The sequence below is a fragment of the Colwellia sp. 20A7 genome (assembly GCF_009832865.1).
Taxonomy (GTDB): domain Bacteria; phylum Pseudomonadota; class Gammaproteobacteria; order Enterobacterales; family Alteromonadaceae; genus Colwellia.
In genome coordinates this window covers 669,668-685,497 of sequence record NZ_CP047130.1, presented here as the reverse complement: position 1 = coordinate 685,497, position 15,830 = coordinate 669,668, and the positions used below count along the sequence as shown (strand labels likewise).

The 15,830-nt window shown below is 37.1% G+C and carries 16 protein-coding genes; 11 read left to right on the top strand and 5 right to left on the bottom strand.

From position 1 onward, the window contains the following. The first annotated feature begins 5 nt into the window (after window positions 1-5). From cydB to GQS55_RS02965, 5 genes are all read left to right on the top strand, one after another. A complete protein-coding gene (cydB, locus tag GQS55_RS02985) occupies window positions 6-1,160 on the top strand; it encodes a cytochrome d ubiquinol oxidase subunit II (RefSeq protein ID WP_159817842.1) in 1,155 nt (384 codons plus the stop codon). A 67-nt stretch (window positions 1,161-1,227) separates the two neighbouring features. Continuing rightward, on the top strand, window positions 1,228-1,356 hold the full coding sequence (cydX, locus tag GQS55_RS02980; protein ID WP_159817840.1) for a cytochrome bd-I oxidase subunit CydX: 129 nt from the start codon (window positions 1,228-1,230) through the stop codon (window positions 1,354-1,356). 108 nt (window positions 1,357-1,464) lie between these two features. Then, window positions 1,465-3,285, top strand: coding sequence for a thiol reductant ABC exporter subunit CydD (gene cydD / locus GQS55_RS02975; protein ID WP_159817838.1), 1,821 nt, complete (start codon window positions 1,465-1,467; stop codon window positions 3,283-3,285). After that, entirely contained in the window at window positions 3,282-5,063 is a 1,782-nt protein-coding gene (gene cydC / locus GQS55_RS02970) for a thiol reductant ABC exporter subunit CydC (RefSeq protein WP_236559744.1), read from the top strand. Before cydD ends, cydC begins: the two co-directional genes overlap by 4 nt. Window positions 5,064-5,101: 38 nt before the next feature. Beyond that, on the top strand, window positions 5,102-5,707 hold the full coding sequence (locus tag GQS55_RS02965; protein WP_159817835.1) for a Tll0287-like domain-containing protein: 606 nt from the start codon (window positions 5,102-5,104) through the stop codon (window positions 5,705-5,707). 64 nt (window positions 5,708-5,771) lie between these two features. Here the strand turns inward: GQS55_RS02965 and GQS55_RS02960 are convergent, their stop codons facing one another. Both GQS55_RS02960 and GQS55_RS02955 read right to left on the bottom strand, forming a co-directional pair. Further along, complete coding sequence (locus GQS55_RS02960) at window positions 5,772-6,533, bottom strand: Crp/Fnr family transcriptional regulator (RefSeq protein WP_159817833.1); 762 nt, start codon at window positions 6,531-6,533, stop codon at window positions 5,772-5,774. A gap of 8 nt (window positions 6,534-6,541) precedes the next feature. Next, complete coding sequence (locus GQS55_RS02955; RefSeq protein WP_201294554.1) at window positions 6,542-7,189, bottom strand: hypothetical protein; 648 nt, start codon at window positions 7,187-7,189, stop codon at window positions 6,542-6,544. A gap of 237 nt (window positions 7,190-7,426) precedes the next feature. Here GQS55_RS02955 and GQS55_RS02950 point away from each other — a divergent pair, with 237 nt between their 5' ends. Beyond that, window positions 7,427-8,383, top strand: a complete 957-nt coding sequence (locus GQS55_RS02950; RefSeq protein WP_159817831.1) for a LysR family transcriptional regulator — start codon at window positions 7,427-7,429, stop codon at window positions 8,381-8,383. A 76-nt stretch (window positions 8,384-8,459) separates the two neighbouring features. Here GQS55_RS02950 and GQS55_RS02945 read toward each other — a convergent pair whose 3' ends face one another. From GQS55_RS02945 to GQS55_RS02935, 3 genes are all read right to left on the bottom strand, one after another. Beyond that, window positions 8,460-9,092 (bottom strand): putative quinol monooxygenase, encoded by a 633-nt coding sequence (locus tag GQS55_RS02945; RefSeq protein WP_159817829.1) that lies wholly within the window; start codon window positions 9,090-9,092, stop codon window positions 8,460-8,462. 89 nt (window positions 9,093-9,181) lie between these two features. Then, window positions 9,182-9,850 carry an oxygen-insensitive NAD(P)H nitroreductase gene (nfsB, locus tag GQS55_RS02940; RefSeq protein ID WP_159817827.1) on the bottom strand — a complete coding sequence of 223 codons (669 nt, stop codon included), beginning with the start codon at window positions 9,848-9,850 and terminating at the stop codon, window positions 9,182-9,184. A 56-nt stretch (window positions 9,851-9,906) separates the two neighbouring features. Continuing rightward, window positions 9,907-10,914 carry a zinc-binding alcohol dehydrogenase family protein gene (locus GQS55_RS02935; RefSeq protein ID WP_159817825.1) on the bottom strand — a complete coding sequence of 336 codons (1,008 nt, stop codon included), beginning with the start codon at window positions 10,912-10,914 and terminating at the stop codon, window positions 9,907-9,909. Between the two features lie 531 nt (window positions 10,915-11,445). On the opposite strand from GQS55_RS02935, the gene GQS55_RS02930 reads away from it, so the two are divergent. The 5 genes from GQS55_RS02930 to tnpB all read left to right on the top strand — a co-directional run bounded on the left by GQS55_RS02930 (window position 11,446) and on the right by tnpB (window position 15,768). Further along, the gene (locus tag GQS55_RS02930) at window positions 11,446-11,835 is read left to right on the top strand and encodes a PadR family transcriptional regulator (protein WP_159817823.1); all 390 of its coding nucleotides are present in this window, start codon (window positions 11,446-11,448) and stop codon (window positions 11,833-11,835) included. A 628-nt stretch (window positions 11,836-12,463) separates the two neighbouring features. Further along, entirely contained in the window at window positions 12,464-13,729 is a 1,266-nt protein-coding gene (locus GQS55_RS02925; protein WP_159817821.1) for an FAD-dependent oxidoreductase, read from the top strand. 14 nt (window positions 13,730-13,743) lie between these two features. Continuing rightward, the gene (locus GQS55_RS02920; RefSeq protein ID WP_159817819.1) at window positions 13,744-14,949 is read left to right on the top strand and encodes an MFS transporter; all 1,206 of its coding nucleotides are present in this window, start codon (window positions 13,744-13,746) and stop codon (window positions 14,947-14,949) included. A 112-nt stretch (window positions 14,950-15,061) separates the two neighbouring features. Then, window positions 15,062-15,433: a hypothetical protein gene (locus GQS55_RS02915; RefSeq protein WP_159817817.1), complete on the top strand. Its 372-nt coding sequence runs from the start codon at window positions 15,062-15,064 to the stop codon at window positions 15,431-15,433. Beyond that, window positions 15,430-15,768 carry an IS66 family insertion sequence element accessory protein TnpB gene (gene tnpB / locus GQS55_RS02910; RefSeq protein WP_159817815.1) on the top strand — a complete coding sequence of 113 codons (339 nt, stop codon included), beginning with the start codon at window positions 15,430-15,432 and terminating at the stop codon, window positions 15,766-15,768. Before GQS55_RS02915 ends, tnpB begins: the two co-directional genes overlap by 4 nt. The last annotated feature ends 62 nt before the right edge of the window (window positions 15,769-15,830 follow it).

The window sequence follows — 15,830 nt, the reverse complement described above, 5'->3', positions numbered from 1 at the left end:
AAGTCATGTTTGATTACGAAACATTAAAACTAATATGGTGGGGGCTTATCGGCTTTCTTTTTATCGGTTTTGCTATTACGGATGGTATGGATATGGGCGTCGGTGGTTTATTACCCTTCGTCGCTAAAAAAGATGTCGAAAGTCGTGTGGTTATTAACACTGTTGGTGCCCATTGGGATGGTAACCAAGTATGGTTAATTACTGCAGGGGCAGCACTGTTTGCAGCATGGCCTTTAGTTTATGCCACGGCGTTTAGTGGTTTTTATTTCGCGATGATGTTAACGCTATTTAGCTTGTTTTTACGTCCGCTTGCATTTGATTACCGTAGTAAAATTGAATCTGAAAACTGGCGTACAAACTGGGATAAAGCATTATTTGTCGGCTCTATGGTTCCGCCATTAGTATTTGGTGTTGCTTTTGGTAATTTGTTGCAAGGTGTTCCTTTTAGCTTTGACGAATTTATGCGTGTTACTTATACGGGCTCGTTTTTCGCTTTATTCACCCCTTTTACTTTGCTAACAGGTATTGTGAGTGTTGCTATGGTATTAATGCATGGTTCAACTTGGTTAGTGATGCGCACTGATGCCAAGGTTGCACAGCGTTCAGCGAATATTGGTCGTGTTGTTGCTGTGGTGTTATCACTCGCGTTCGCCCTAGCAGGCGTGATGGTGTGGCAAAGTATTGATGGTTATGTAGTAACAAGTACTATTGATAAAATGGGACAAGCACAACCAACATTAAAACAAGTAGCAACAACCGCTGGTGCGTGGCTTCATAATTACCAAAATGATCCTATACTTTGGCTAGTGCCAGCTACAGGGATAGTAATGCCGTTAATCGTTGCACTTTTCTTAAGTAATAAAAACAACAAAATGGTAGTAAAAGTTACTGCTTTTATCGCAAGTTCTGTGACGATTGTTTGTGTAATACTAACCGCAGGCATTGCAATGTTCCCTTTTGTTATGCCATCAAGCAGCCAGCCGAATCACAGTTTATTAATGTGGGATACAGTTTCAAGTGAAACCACGCTAACCTTGATGTTCACGGTAGTTTCTGTTTTTGTTCCTATTATTCTTGGCTACACTATTTGGTGTTATAAAAAAATGTGGCGTACGGTAACTATTGAAGAAATTGAACAAAACAATCACAGTGCCTATTAATACCTATTTAATTAAATAGTTGATTAAATAGTTACTAGAAATTCAAACAAATTTAGAGGAAGATTTTATGTGGTATTTCAGTTGGATTTTAGGTGTATTACTCGCCGTATCTTTAGGCATTATTAATGTTATGTGGTATGAAATGGAACAACATGTCGATAATGTAGCTGACGATCAAAATAGCGATAATCCGTAATAAAGTATTCTTATATCCACTTTACTTGAGTTCTTCATATTTAAGTGAAGTGGTGATATAAGCTAACAGACTGCTTTGAATAAAAGTAATAATGAGCCAAGTATTAATATGACTGAAAAAACTAAACAGCAAAAAAAGCACATTAATAAATGGCTCAAAGCCCAAAAGAAGCACGCTCACGGTAAATTGAGTGTCGCCATTGCTTTAGGATCATTAAATGGACTATTAATGATCCTACAAACAGCCGTTTTAGCTTACCTTATTGATTGGGTTATATTTACAGAAAAAAGCACTCGTTTATTTAATGATGCAAGTGATGAACTAACCACTAATAGCACCATTTTTACTGGTTTTAGCATGGTAATTATTACGTTAGTAGTGCTTATTTTTTGTCGTGCTGCTCTTGGTTATTTTAGCGAATGCTATAGTCGCCGCAGTGCTATGAATATAAAAGCAAATATTCGTTCACGATTACTGTATCGTGTTTTTCAATTAGGCCCTTCTTTTGCTCAAACAAAAGGCAGTGCTAAGTTAGCCCATCTATTACACCAAGGAATAGATTCACTAGAAGATTATTTTGCTGGCTACCTCCCTACTATTGCCTATTGTGCCGTCATTCCATTAGCAATACTTATTGCTGTATTCCCTATCGATTGGCAGTCCGGACTCATTTTATTATTAACAGCACCTATGGTGCCGTTTTTTATGATCCTTATTGGTCACAAAGCAGAACAGTTGAACCAAAAACACTGGGCTAAACTACAACGAATGAGTAGTCATTTTCTGGATATTATTCAGGGATTAACCCAGCTAAAAATATTCAATGCATCAAAAAGAGAAATTGCCGCCGTCAAAAAAATCAGTGATGATTATGGCGATCAAACCATGGGCGTTTTAAAAATCGCCTTTCTTTCCTCCTTTGTTTTAGAGTTTTTAGCCTCAATTTCAATTGCGTTAGTTGCCGTAGTGTTAGGCTTTCGTTTGTATTATGGCGATGTAGATTATGTATTTGCCTTATGGGTTTTATTATTAGCCCCTGAGTTTTACTTACCTTTTAGACAGCTGGGTACGCAATATCATGCAAAAATGGCTGGTGTAACCGCCGCTGAAGACTTGGTTGATATATTGAGCCAACCGGTGCCTGATAGAACAGAAAGCACCAGCTTTACCGCCCCTTTTACGATAAAAATTGAACAAGTCGAGTTCGCTTATCCACAGCGCAGTAATACCTTAAGTAATATTGATATTGAATTTTCATCTCAAGGTTTATATGCCGTTATTGGTGAAAGTGGCGCAGGAAAATCAACGTTAACCGATTTAGTATTAGGTTTTATTACCCCTAATTCAGGCCAAGTAACTATTAACAACCAGTTATTAACCTCAGCGAATCGTGATAGCTGGTTACAACATTGCGGCTGGATTTCACAACAAGTACAAGTGTTTTACGGTTCATTAGCCTTTAACATTGCCATGTCGGATGATTATCAAGAAGAGCGTATAAACGATGCGCTGCAAAAAGCCGGCTTAGCAAGCTTTGTAAAAAGTCTTGAGCAAGGTATTCACAGTAAAATTGGCGAAGCCGGTGCTGGACTTTCTGGCGGACAAGCACAACGCTTAGCTTTAGCCCGTGTTTTTTACCATCAACCTAGCGTACTCATACTCGACGAACCAACGAGTTACCTTGATCAAGAAACTGAAAGAATTATCACTTCATCCATTAACGCCTACGCAGAAAATAATATTGTTATTGTTATTGCTCATCGTTTACATACTGTGATTGACGCTAAAAAAATTATTGTCATTGAGCAAGGAAAAATCATCGAGTCTGGTACCCATCAAGAATTGTTAACACATAAGGGTTATTATGCTCAGCAATTACTTACCAAGGATGAGCTTACCAAGACTGAGCATATGAGAGGTGACTTATGAAGGCTAATGTCTCACAAGCAACGACTGACCAAGCCAGCATGAAAACATTCATGCGCTTGCTTCACCTTTTAAAACCACAACTGCCGTTAATGTTGCTTGGCGCGTTATTGTCGGTCATTACCATATTAGCGAATATTAGTTTACTGGCGGTTTCAGGCTGGTTTATTACCCTCATGGCGATTGGCGGCGCAACGGGCATTACCGTAAATTATTTTACGCCAGCAGCAATCATTCGGTTTTTAGCGATTGTCCGTACTGCGGGTCGATATGCAGAGCGAATGCTAACTCACCGAGCAACCTTTAATGCATTAGCAAGCTTACGCCATTACTTTTACCAACAACTTGAGCCTTTATTACCTTATTACCAAATGGACTTACGTTCAGGAGATTTGCTAGCAAGGTTACAACAAGATATCGAGAATCTAGATAACTTTTATCTACGGGTATTGCTACCTATTATCGTTGCTTTAATATCGGTACCGATTGTTTGTTATACCTTAGCTACCTTTTCTACTACCATTGCTTGGTTAATGTTAGCGGCATTATTAATAGTCGCGCTTATTTTTCCGATAATAAGTTATGTCGCGTCACTCAAAGACGCCCGTAAAACATCACAGTTAGAAAGCCATTTAACAGAAACATTAGTCAATGGCATGGGCGCAATTAAAACCTTGTTAGTTTATCAAATGAGCACTCGTTTTCAGCGCTCTATTGCCAATATTACGCAAGAATACTACGCTGTACGTTATCGTTTAATGCGCATTAATGCCCGTTTAAACGCGATCACCTTTTTACTTATTCATTTATCAGCCCTTGCCTGCTTATTACTGTTATTACCCTTTTTAACCTCGGGTGAAGTCGACAGTAAATCGTTAGTGGCTGTTATTTTACTGGTATTAGTCAGCTTTGAAACCGTCAGCAGTATGCCGTTAGCGCTGCAATTATTACCGCAAAGCTTAGCAAGCGCGGCACGATTATTTGCCATTATTGATAAACAAAAACCGGCAGATAGTGGCGTAGAACAAGCCCAACAAGGCGATATTCATTTCGACAACCTAACCTTTTGTTACCCTGAACAAACCTCAGCCAGTTTAACGGATATTAATCTTTCGATAAAAGCCGGTGAAAAAGTCGCAATTATTGGTGCAAGTGGCGCGGGTAAATCAACGTTAATTAATTTACTGATGGGGTTTTGGCCAACAGGGTTAGCACTGCCATCAAGCCAAGGCAGAATAACTTTAGCTGAGACAGATTTAAGCCAGATAGAGTCAACCTCTTTGCGCCAAGAAATTGCATTAATGAGTCAACAAGGCCATATTTTCGATGCCAGTATTGAAGATAATTTACGGTTAGCAAAATCTGATGCAACATTAGAAGAAATGCGCAAAGCTTGCCAGTTAGTGAACTTAATTGATTTTATTGATGAATTACCCGATGGTTTGCAAACCTGGCTAGGCTCAACAGGCGTAGGGCTTTCAGGTGGACAAATTCAGCGTTTACAAATCGCCCAATTATTACTTCGCAGTGCCAGTGTATTAATTTTAGACGAGCCAACCAAAGGCTTAGACCGTACGAATGAACAAGCCGTTATGGAAAATACCTTAGCGCATGTTAACCAGCATAAACAAAGCTTAATTGTGATCACACATAAACCGTTGATGCTAGAAAAAATGGATAAAATTATTGTGATGGAACAAGGCAGAATTATTGCACAAGGGAGTCATCAAGAATTAGCAAGCAACAATGCGTATTATCAAACGTTATTGAGTTATTTTTAATACGTTTAATACGAACATCAAATAATAGGGAATAAAAAATGAAATCAATCGCTATAAAAATGTTAATAACAAACACAGTCATGACGTTAATGATCTTACCTTTATTCGCTAGCGCCAATGCAGTAGCCACTAATAAAACAGCGCCTTCGCAAAATGCCCTTGAAGCACGTTCATTAGTAAAGGCGTTTGGCAGTGATTTAAAATCAACATTAACGACGGCAATGAAAACGGAAGGCCCGATAAAAGCATTAGCGGTATGCAATACCGATGCGGGGCCTATTGCTAAAAAGCATTCAGCTTTATCAAACTGGACTATTGGTCGCACATCAACAAAGTTTCGTAACACTAACAATGCACCTGACCAATGGGAATCAACTGTATTAGCACAATTTGAACAACGTAAAGCCGCGGGTGAAGATGTTAGTACCATGGAATATTCCGCAATGGTACAAAGCGGCGATGAAACCGTTTATCGTTATATGAAACCCATACCAACCGCTGGTGGTTGCTTAGTCTGTCATGGTGAAAATATCAATGGCAACGTTGCTGATAAAATTAATGCACTATACCCACATGATCAAGCAACAGGTTTTAAAATGGGTGATATTCGAGGCGCTTTTTCATTACAAAAAAGAAGTAATTAACGGTTAATAACACAGAGCTGATGAAGTAGTTAACCCATTTATTTAAGCACATCACGGATTAGTATTAGTTTTCTAAAGGCGCATTAGCTAAGGTTTGTGTGTCATACGCAGCTTTTTCTAATGCTTCCAAATCTTTAATAATTAGCTGATTACGCTTTTTATCTATAATGTCGGCTTTTTTCCACAATTGTAATTGTTTATTGATCACTTGCCTGACTGAGCCAGTCATTCGCGCTAGCGTTTCATCGTTCAAACCATTGACTAAATGATGCTGATGTTCAGCCGCTTTCGTGCCCGTATAAAATTTAATCTTATTAATGTGTTCTAGAATAATACGACTTAACCGTGTTGGCACGTCATGTAAAATTAAATCACTGGCTTGCTGCTCTTTTTCACGCATTTTTTTCGCTAAATAAGGCATGAATTGTTGATTAAATTCAGGATAAGTCCATAGCCAATGTCGCATGGTGGCAAGCTTTACTGACAATAACTTTACCGTCGTTAACGGCGAAATAATCACATTGTGCGGTTGGTCGTCAAATAACACCATTAAATCAAAACAATCGCCTGCATAAAGCATATCTAACGTCGCTTCCCTGCCCGTTTCAGGATTACTTTTTTTTATTTCTAACTGTCCGTCAATCACCACAAAAAAACGCTTTGATAGAATATCTGAATTAATGTAATCGCCCTTGTACCATTCGTTAAGCTGAAATTCTTGTTGAAAATCTTCAATTAACTTCGCCGGTAAATCGGCAAAAATATTCGCCTGCTTGACTAATACGGGGCTGGCTTTTTGTGGTAAATGAGATAATTCTTTTGGCATAATAGTAATTAATCCGATTCAGGTTTGGTGTTCGTTAAAGCGGGGGGTAGATCACTCTGACTTTTTACAACTTGCATCTTCAATATATACGGGGATATACCAAATTTCTGTGAACGAAATTCTGCAAGTGCGCTAACCCAGTTTTTTGATAATTGATAAAGATCATAAGCTAAATCACGAACGCATTCAGGAGTAAAGAGTATATCACTATCTCCAAGCTCCGAATTTCTAAACTCTAAAATATTACCATGGCATAAATGATGCCTTAAACGTACTATTTCAACATTTACTAAATCTGGTTTTGTAGATAGAAGCTTTCCATTAAAATCAGTTTCTGATGGAAAAGCTAACTTTTCAATAGGTAAACCATTTTCTTTGGCGACCTTTAAAAGTCGATTACTTAATGTTTTTATAGGATCTAGTTTATTTACTATCTCGTTAGACTCTAATTGCGCTTGTGTAAATCTAATCGATGCCTCAATTCCAATAACAAAACTCGAGCAGGCTGATAAGTACAATTCTGATTTTAGCGCTTTCAATGCTTCATGAAAAAACCAGTGTACTTCTGCTCCTAAATTTTGAGTTAAAAAAAATGTGTTAACTTGCTGATCTTTTTCAATACGAGCAATAAAGTCGTCAGGTGTTTCAAAGTTCATACCAACCCTTGGTGTTTAACAGCTTATATTTTTTACACTTTAAACTGCAACTATAAATGTTACCTACACTATAAAGGAAGTTATCAACTTGGACATCCATTCCCATACTATTTAGTTTTCATAAAATAATGAACTGTATCGCAATAAATTACTATCAAGCCGATATTAAAATGTTTAAAAAATAATTACTTCAGTTACTATATCATTTATATATTTGGGTTGAAGAATAAGAGCTGTATGTCTATCACAAATCAATTATCATTATTTCTCGATGTTGTTCAGCAGGGATCTTTTGCCAAAGCTGCTGCACTTCAAGATATGGATAATTCATATTTATCAAAACAAATTAAGAAACTTGAAACCAGTTTAGGTATTCAATTATTAAATCGCTCTACTCGTTCATTTTCTTTAACCCCCGTAGGAGAGGAAATACTTACACAGGCGCAATTATTGATTGGAACATTGGATCAAATTAAAAATATTGCTGATTCGTACCATAAAACACCTAAAGGTCATATTCGAATCACGTCTTCTATTGCCTTCGGCCAAACATATTTACAGCCTGCGATTTCCCGTTACCTCAAAAAGTTTCCGGATGTAAAAATAACACTTTCATTAGACGATAAAAAAAGTGACATTATTGCCGACCATTTTGATTTAGCCTTTCGCATTGGAAAGCTTGCCGAATCAAACCTTATTGCAAAAAAAATAGCGAAAACAAATTTCGTCATTATTGCTTCTGAAGAATTCATAAAGCGACATGGACTGCCTAAAACACCAGAAGAACTCATCGCATTACCAGCAGTTATATACAGTAACGGTGATGTAACGTTAGATCAAATGCAGCTAAGTGAATCACCGACTAGCGATAAATTTAACATTTATAGAATGAAAGGTAATTATAAAGTCAGTGATGTTAAATCAATGGTTGGCGCTGTTAAAGACGGAATTGGCTACACCATGGTTGATTTATTTAATTTGGAACAACCAATAAATGAATCAAAATTAGTACCTTTATTAACCGATCATAAAATATCGATGATGGATACTGGCATCTATGCGGTTTACCCACATAGAAACCAAACACCATTAATTACTGAATTTATTAACCTATTACAAACTAATATTGGCGAGCCGCCATTTTGGGAGAGTCACGTACCAAACTATAAACAGCTATATAATGTTAATAAATAGTTGAGGTTACAGGCTCTCTGGCTATGTCTATACCTATGCCTAGTAATAAAATTATTTAACCAACGTTAAACAAAGATTAAAATTCAGTTACAAAATTCATATATTGCTCTAACTCACCCACAACCGCTTCATTCATGAGTTTTCCTGTTTCTACTGCGTAAGGCTGGTTGAAGTGAATATCCCAAACATCTGACTCTGTTCGCCAGTGCTCATATACTGCAAATGTATCTTCTTGCCCTTCAACCGTATACAAATCGAAAATAATATTACCGGCTTCTTCCGCACGCGTGCTTTTCACATGTGTACCAAATTGATTTAATATTTTTTCACGATACCCTGCTTTTATCTTGAAAATAAAGAAGATGATAAAAACATCATCTTCTTTATGAGGCTGTTTTGGGTTGTTCTCATGTAAAGGGCTCGGCGTTGTATCATTTAGCTTCATGATGATTAGCGCAGCTTGAGCAGACGTTTTAAGTAAATCAAATACAACCGCCGTATAAGGCTGAGAAGCATGATGTGTCAAGGCTTCATTATTGTTAAACCGTTCATAGGCAAAAATAATATTCGGCTGTTTCTTATCTTGAAATAAACGTAACTCAAGGCATCCATTCTCACTTTTAGCACCAAGTTTGTCTGCAATAAGTGCCGCTTTAAAAGCCTCTACTTTATCTAACTTAATATCAAATTTTACTATTTGAGTAATCATCTAAAAAATCCTCTTAGTTTCGCCCTAATTTTTATTTTGTTTTTCTCTTAGTAATACTGCACAAGCTTTCTGATAAAGCTATGCTCGATCTACACTTCCGTTAATATAGCTGAGTAAGGTAAGCGCGATTTTGGTAGTAAGGCATTAAAATCATTTTCTGCATCACTGTAACCGAGTGTTACTACAAATAAGCTAGAAAACCCTTTTTCACGTAAACCAAATTCTTTATCTAATGCATTTCTATCAACACCTTCCATCGGAGTAGCGTCAATCCCTAAAGTAGAGACACCCAATAAAAATTGACCTAAGTTTAAGTAAACTTGCTTGTCCATCCAGTGTTGGACATCTTTAAACTCTTCTTTATGTAAGTTGATAAACATTTTACGACCGTCGTACATTCTTGCTTTAAAAGCTTCAGGGTCAGCATCAAAACGTCCATCTTTTTCTTCTTGAGTTAAAATGCTTTGCAAATGTTCTTCTGTGGCTTCTAACTTACTCGCAAATACAATGACATGTGAAGCATCACGAATAGATTTGCTATTAAAGGGGTAAAAGTCATCCGTGCCTTTCGTTACTCTGTTTTTACCTTCTTCAGTAGAAGCTATGACAAAGTGCCAAGGTTGCGCATTAACACTTGATGGGCTGTAACGTAATAACGCTTTAATTTTTTCAATATTTTCAGCTGATATTTTTTTACTTGAATCGTAAGCTTTAGCTGATTGTCTTTTCTTCGCGTAATAAGTGATGTCGTTATTCATATTCAAATCTCTATAATTGTCGTTATTTTAAAATAATAGGTAGCAATTATTGCTGTTTAAAAGCCTTCTAAAACAATTTTACCTTTGGCTTTACCCGTTTCTAAAAACTGATGTGCTTTACGTAAGTTTTGCGCATTAATTTGACCTAAGTTTTCACCAACCGTCGTTTTAACTAAACCGTTATCAATTAAGGTTGAAATTTCATTAAGAATGTCATGTTGAGACTGCATATCAGGTGTTTGGAAAAGTGACCGAGTAAACATTAACTCCCAATGCACAGAGACTGCTTTTGTTTTAAATGGCACTATGTCGAGCGCTTCAGGGTCATCAATTAGGCCGAATTTTCCTTGCGGTTTAACAACCTTCTCAATTTCGACTAAATGTGATTCGGTATTATTTAAACCCACAACATAATCAACTAAAGATAAGTTTTGCTCAGTGAATTCATCGCTTAGCTTGTTTCTGTGATTAATAACATGATCAACACCAAGTTCTTTTAACCATGCTGTAGTCTCTGGTCGAGAAGCAGATGCGATAATGGTTAAATTAGTTAGCTTTTTAAGCAGTTGTACCATAATAGAGCCAACACCACCTGCAGCACCAATAACCAGTATGCTTTTTTCTTTATCTTGTTTTGAAACGTCTAATCGGTCGAAAAGCATCTCCCAAGCAGTTAATGAAGTTAGCGGCAGCGCAGCGGCTTCACCATAAGACAAGGACTGTGGCATTTTCCCGACAATACGCTCATCAACTAATTGCATTTCAGCATTACTGCCTGAACGTGTTATATCGCCAGCATAAAAAACCTGATCACCTGGTTGAAACAAGGTAACGTCATCACCTACTGATTTAACAACACCCGCTGCATCCCAACCAATAACTTTCCATTCACCATCAGGTATAGGCATACCTAATCTTACTTTATAGTCAGCAGGGTTAACCGATATCGCTTTTACTTCCACTAAAATATCATGGCCTTGCGCAATCGGTTGTTGAAGTTCAATATCTTGTAATGCTTGTACATTTTCGATTGGTAAGTTGTTTTGATATCCAATAGCTTTCATATAAATTCTCTATTTGTTTAACTTTGATGGTTCTATTATAAAGAAAGAAAAAAGGAAGAATATGACCTTAAAAACAAAAAATTATGGACTTAATTAACCATAGTCTTTTATTAAATGGGGTCATGTTAAATGGGGTCATGTTAAATGGGGTCAGGTACACTTAAATTACTTATTAGGTTACCCATAATCATTTCAGTGGCAGTTATGAGCTTAATGGGAACAATGGCATTTGAGAATGATGCCTATATATCACCGACCCTTTCATTCATTTTATTAAAAAAATGGTATACCTGACGCGACTGCTCTTTATTTTTTATTCAAACGATTCGCAATTAAAAAAACTTTAAACAATAAACCTAGTCTACTTTCTTCCACCAAAAGATGTCTAAACTAACCGTTAATAAATATCTAAAAATGATTCATCATATAAACCTCATCTATTCTTCACAGGGGATAAAATAACTGTATCACCACAATTTACATAAATTTTGTGGTAGTCTCTTATTTCGCACTGATGTATTGGAAAAATAAATGCCCTTAGCCAACGAAAATAAACCTAACCAAAGAGCTATCCCTGATTATGAAAGCTTAGAGTATTGGAACGGGATAATTAAAATGAGCTTGTCCAAATTTTTTGTACTTTGTGTATTACAAAGAGATGAGCTTCACGGTTATGAAATAGCGAAACAAGTTGAGACATGTACAAAAGGTACTTGTTCTCCGACTCAAGGCGCTATTTATCCAGTGCTTAAAGAATTTGAGCAAGGTGGATATGTTACATCAAGAGTGGAAGTGGTCAATGGACGACAGCGAAAACTTTACCTCGTTACAGAAAAAGGGAAAAATGCATTTAGTCAGGCCGCTGCTGCTTGGCAGGAAGTGGGAGACCGAGTTAGAGAAGTGGTAGAAGAAACAACATAATTATTTTTAGCTTTATTATTATTTTCAACATTTTTATTCGTTTACATTCATTTAAGCCATAAACATATCCACCAAATTCAAAAGCACCGATAGAATATAAAAACATATAGCTAACCTCTCCACGAGCCGTAACTTTGCTAATTCGTTTTCTGTCGGTACATTTTATCTAAATTCCAATGTGACCTGGTCAAGTAAATTCAGACACCCTAGTTAAGCTACCTTTTTACCACAGGCACAACTTATACCAATCTCACTAACGATGTGATCACTTCTACTGGTTAAAAAAACCAACGACTGCGTTATTTATTTTATAATTAGAACAACTAGTTATTAAAATAAATGCCTTGTATTTGGCCATTCTTCCTGCGTATAAAGTAGCTCACTTAATTAATGCAACTGGTATTATTTTAATTTTGTTATTTAAATAATTCATTGCATTCAATCTTATTATATGTAACTCTTCGCTATATGTTACTGTATAACCTATAGTAATTTGAACGATAAAATTACATTTAATTATAGGTATAAAGAACAATCCTAAATTAACAAATGATCTGCCGATATTAAGTAAATATCTATTGTTGAAGGTGTTAATTAACTAAAATCTATTTATCAATTAGGTGAGAATATGAAGTTAAAGTTGAATCAATTACCCATTGCTATTATTGGTGCTGGTCCCATAGGGCTTGCAATGGCAGCGAAGCTAGCAATTAAAAACATTCCTTTTGTTCTATTAGATAAATCATTAGACGTTGCTGCTTCGTTAAACGATTGGGGACATGTTAGTGTATTCACTCCGTGGGAGATGAATATCGATCTCGATGCCAAAGTATTGTTATCAAAACAGGAATGGATCGCCCCAGATCCAGCTGGCATAGCAACGGGTCAAGAGATACGAAACCGTTATCTATTACCTTTATCTGAATTACCTGAAATTAAGCCCCATACCCATTTAGGTGCTGAAGTTACCCGAGTCGTGAGATTAGGATTAGATAAAACCAGTATAGCTGGCCGTAGTGAAACGCCCTTTCAAGTAACTTGGTATGACACCATTGCTAAGAATGAACAGACTTTAATAGCACGCTCAATAATCGATGCAAGTGGTGTCTGGAACTCTCCTAATCCAATGGGAGTAGACGGCTTCCCAGTTACGGGAGAAAGTGAAAATAGTGATGTGATCACTTATGGTATTCCTGATGTTTTGGGCTCAGATAGAGAAAAATATTTAGGAAAAAAAGTATTGGTTGTCGGTAGCGGACATTCCGCCATGGCATCCATTTTCGGATTAGACGAACTAAATAACGTCGACTCAAAAGGCGCTACTTTTTGGCTCATGCGCAGAGGAAAAATACTAGATAACTTAAATGCGAATAGCAACGATCCCCTACCTGCTCGTCATGCCTTGAATACTGCATTACCTGATGTTATTTCGAAATCAAGTACAACGGTTTTTGCTCCAAGTTCTGTTAGCGCCATAGAGCAAACCGAAAATGGTTTAAATGTTTCAATTTTGACAGAAGGCAATCTCGATATTATTAATGTTGATCGTATTATTGTTTCTACAGGCTTTAGACCAGATCAAGGTTTTGCTTCGGAGCTTCAATATCAGCTAGATCCAATGTGGGAAGCACCTGTTGGTTTAGTCGATCTCATTAACCCCCATCTGCATACTTGTGGCTCTGTGCCCGAACATGGATACCATGAGTTAAAGCACATCGAACCAGGTTATTTTATCGTTGGGCACAAAAGCTATGGTAGAGCACCAACCTTTTTAATGAAAACAGGTTATGCACAATTAAACTCTATTGTCGCATTCTTAAATAACGATGAAATACCTGTTCACAATAACAAAATAGAACAATGCTCTACATCGAAAGATTGTGCTAATGTTTAATTATTACTCAACTAGTGAGGTTCAGCATTAATTCAAAACTACTCTTATGTCTACTTAGCCTTGCTCAGCTTTGTTCTTGGGGAAGCTTATTTTATAACTTCCCCCAGATGACGCTTGCAATGGGAGGCTATATTGACGGCAGTAAGGCGAGTTTTTATGCCGTATTTAGTGTTGGATTAGCGGTATACGCACTCTGTACCTATCCAGTTGGAAAACAAATGGATAAGGCAGGTAGTGCTTGGATACTGCCATTCGGGGCTATTGTTAGTGCCGTTAGCCTATTTAGTTGGGCGCATATTGCTAACATAAGCGAGTTGTATCTGGTTTTTATCGGTATAGGCATTGCTCAAGCAACCACATTGTATGAGCCTGTTTTTGCATTATTAATTCGTAATCAGGGTGTTTTAAAAGCGAAAAAGTCAATCGTATTTATCACTGTTATAGCGGGTCTATCTAGCACATTATTTTTTCCACTTTTAGACAGTTTAATAACAGAAAATGGCTGGCGTAATACACTCAAATTATTAGCCTTATTAAACTTATTCGTGACTTTACCTATTTACTATTATGTTTATTTAGCAGACAAAAAAGTATCGATGCTCGCTAAAAACAGTGTGGAAAAAAACGATACTATAAAAAGTGGCGTTATACTTTCGCATCCATTATTTGCGGCTTATGCTGTGAGTTTTATGATGCTTGGCTTTATTTTTTCAGGGATGTCAGCACATATTTATCCCCTACTGATAGAGCGTGAAGTAAATAGGGGTGATGTTATTTTACTCATTTCTCTTATCGGGCCAGCGCAAATATTTGGCCGTTTACTTATGGGTATGAAAGCAATGAGAGAGCTAAAAACAAGTACACTTGCCGTTATAGCCTTGTTACATATTTCATTAGTATTCAGTTTATTTCTAATTCAATCTAGAGACATATTATTAATCGCGCTATTGATAATGGTTTATGGTGTATCCATTGGTATAATGATTATTGTAAAGGGTCTAGCGGCATTAGATTTGTCATCAATAAAATATTATGGCCATACTTCCAGTTTATTAACAATCCCCATTCTGATTGCACAAGCGCTCTCTCCTTGGCTGATAAGTTTGCTATGGGAAGTACAGGGTTCATATTATATTCCCGTGATTGCGCTTGTGTTTGCATCAATGATTTCAGCAACAGGTTTTATTTATGTCACCGCTAAAGTGAAAAAGCCTTTTTAACATACATCAAATAAACAACTCCCTCAGATAATAGTGAGCTTACGGCAGCCTAGCTCAACTTCCCCTTTTTGATCTGTTTTAATGATCGCAACCAAATTACTAGGATGCAATCATGCCAAACCAAGATCAATTAACAACGGTCGTTACTGCTTTTGAGCACTGGCGTAGCAACAGAAGTGGTCGTCAAGTCACAACGCCCATCGCATTGCGTGAGCAAGCCGTAGCATTACTCAATCACTATTCTTCTAGCAAAATAACATCAGCATTAAAGATCAGTGGCGGCCAGCTCAAGCAATGGCGAAATACGCTTGAACCTGCTGAAAAAGCACCGCTATTTGTGCACCTTCCTATTTCACCACCGCCATTACTCACACAACCGCCCTTTACTGTTGAACTACGCTTTGCCCAAGGTAATGAAATGTCTTTATCTGGTGTTATTGATACTAACATCATCATTTCGCTCATTGGGGCAATGAAATCATGATCCATTTAACCGCTGACACCCACATATTAATCGCGATTGAACCCGCTGATTTTCGCCAGGGCATTGATGGTTTAGCCGCAACATGCCGTTATAAATTATCGGTCAACCCACGTTCGGGTACTGTGTTTGTCTTTATTAATCGCAATAAAACCATGGTGCGCGCATTATCGTATGATGGTACTGGCTTTTGGCTCATGACCAAGCGTTTATCTAAAGGAAAGTTTCAAAATTGGCCGTCATCAAACAAAAGTATTGAACAGATCATCGCGAAAAAACTGCGAAAACTATTGTGTGACAACGATCCATTATGGGAAAAAACGGATCCTCTTTACTGAGTAAAATCATTGAGATAAACACTTGATTTTTACTTTTATCGGATCATAATGCCTGCAAAATA

What these genes read in the sequence shown, in the direction of transcription:
- cydB (WP_159817842.1), top strand. Translation starts at nt 6, where the DNA reads ATGTTTGATTACGAAACATTAAAACTAATATGGTGGGGGCTTATCGGC.
- cydX (WP_159817840.1), top strand. Translation starts at nt 1,228, where the DNA reads ATGTGGTATTTCAGTTGGATTTTAGGTGTATTACTCGCCGTATCTTTA.
- cydD (WP_159817838.1), top strand. Translation starts at nt 1,465, where the DNA reads ATGACTGAAAAAACTAAACAGCAAAAAAAGCACATTAATAAATGGCTC.
- cydC (WP_236559744.1), top strand. Translation starts at nt 3,282, where the DNA reads ATGAAGGCTAATGTCTCACAAGCAACGACTGACCAAGCCAGCATGAAA.
- GQS55_RS02965 (WP_159817835.1), top strand. Translation starts at nt 5,102, where the DNA reads ATGAAATCAATCGCTATAAAAATGTTAATAACAAACACAGTCATGACG.
- GQS55_RS02960 (WP_159817833.1), bottom strand. Translation starts at nt 6,533, where the DNA reads ATGCCAAAAGAATTATCTCATTTACCACAAAAAGCCAGCCCCGTATTA.
- GQS55_RS02955 (WP_201294554.1), bottom strand. Translation starts at nt 7,189, where the DNA reads ATGAACTTTGAAACACCTGACGACTTTATTGCTCGTATTGAAAAAGAT.
- GQS55_RS02950 (WP_159817831.1), top strand. Translation starts at nt 7,427, where the DNA reads ATGTCTATCACAAATCAATTATCATTATTTCTCGATGTTGTTCAGCAG.
- GQS55_RS02945 (WP_159817829.1), bottom strand. Translation starts at nt 9,092, where the DNA reads ATGATTACTCAAATAGTAAAATTTGATATTAAGTTAGATAAAGTAGAG.
- nfsB (WP_159817827.1), bottom strand. Translation starts at nt 9,850, where the DNA reads ATGAATAACGACATCACTTATTACGCGAAGAAAAGACAATCAGCTAAA.
- GQS55_RS02935 (WP_159817825.1), bottom strand. Translation starts at nt 10,914, where the DNA reads ATGAAAGCTATTGGATATCAAAACAACTTACCAATCGAAAATGTACAA.
- GQS55_RS02930 (WP_159817823.1), top strand. Translation starts at nt 11,446, where the DNA reads ATGCCCTTAGCCAACGAAAATAAACCTAACCAAAGAGCTATCCCTGAT.
- GQS55_RS02925 (WP_159817821.1), top strand. Translation starts at nt 12,464, where the DNA reads ATGAAGTTAAAGTTGAATCAATTACCCATTGCTATTATTGGTGCTGGT.
- GQS55_RS02915 (WP_159817817.1), top strand. Translation starts at nt 15,062, where the DNA reads ATGCCAAACCAAGATCAATTAACAACGGTCGTTACTGCTTTTGAGCAC.
- tnpB (WP_159817815.1), top strand. Translation starts at nt 15,430, where the DNA reads ATGATCCATTTAACCGCTGACACCCACATATTAATCGCGATTGAACCC.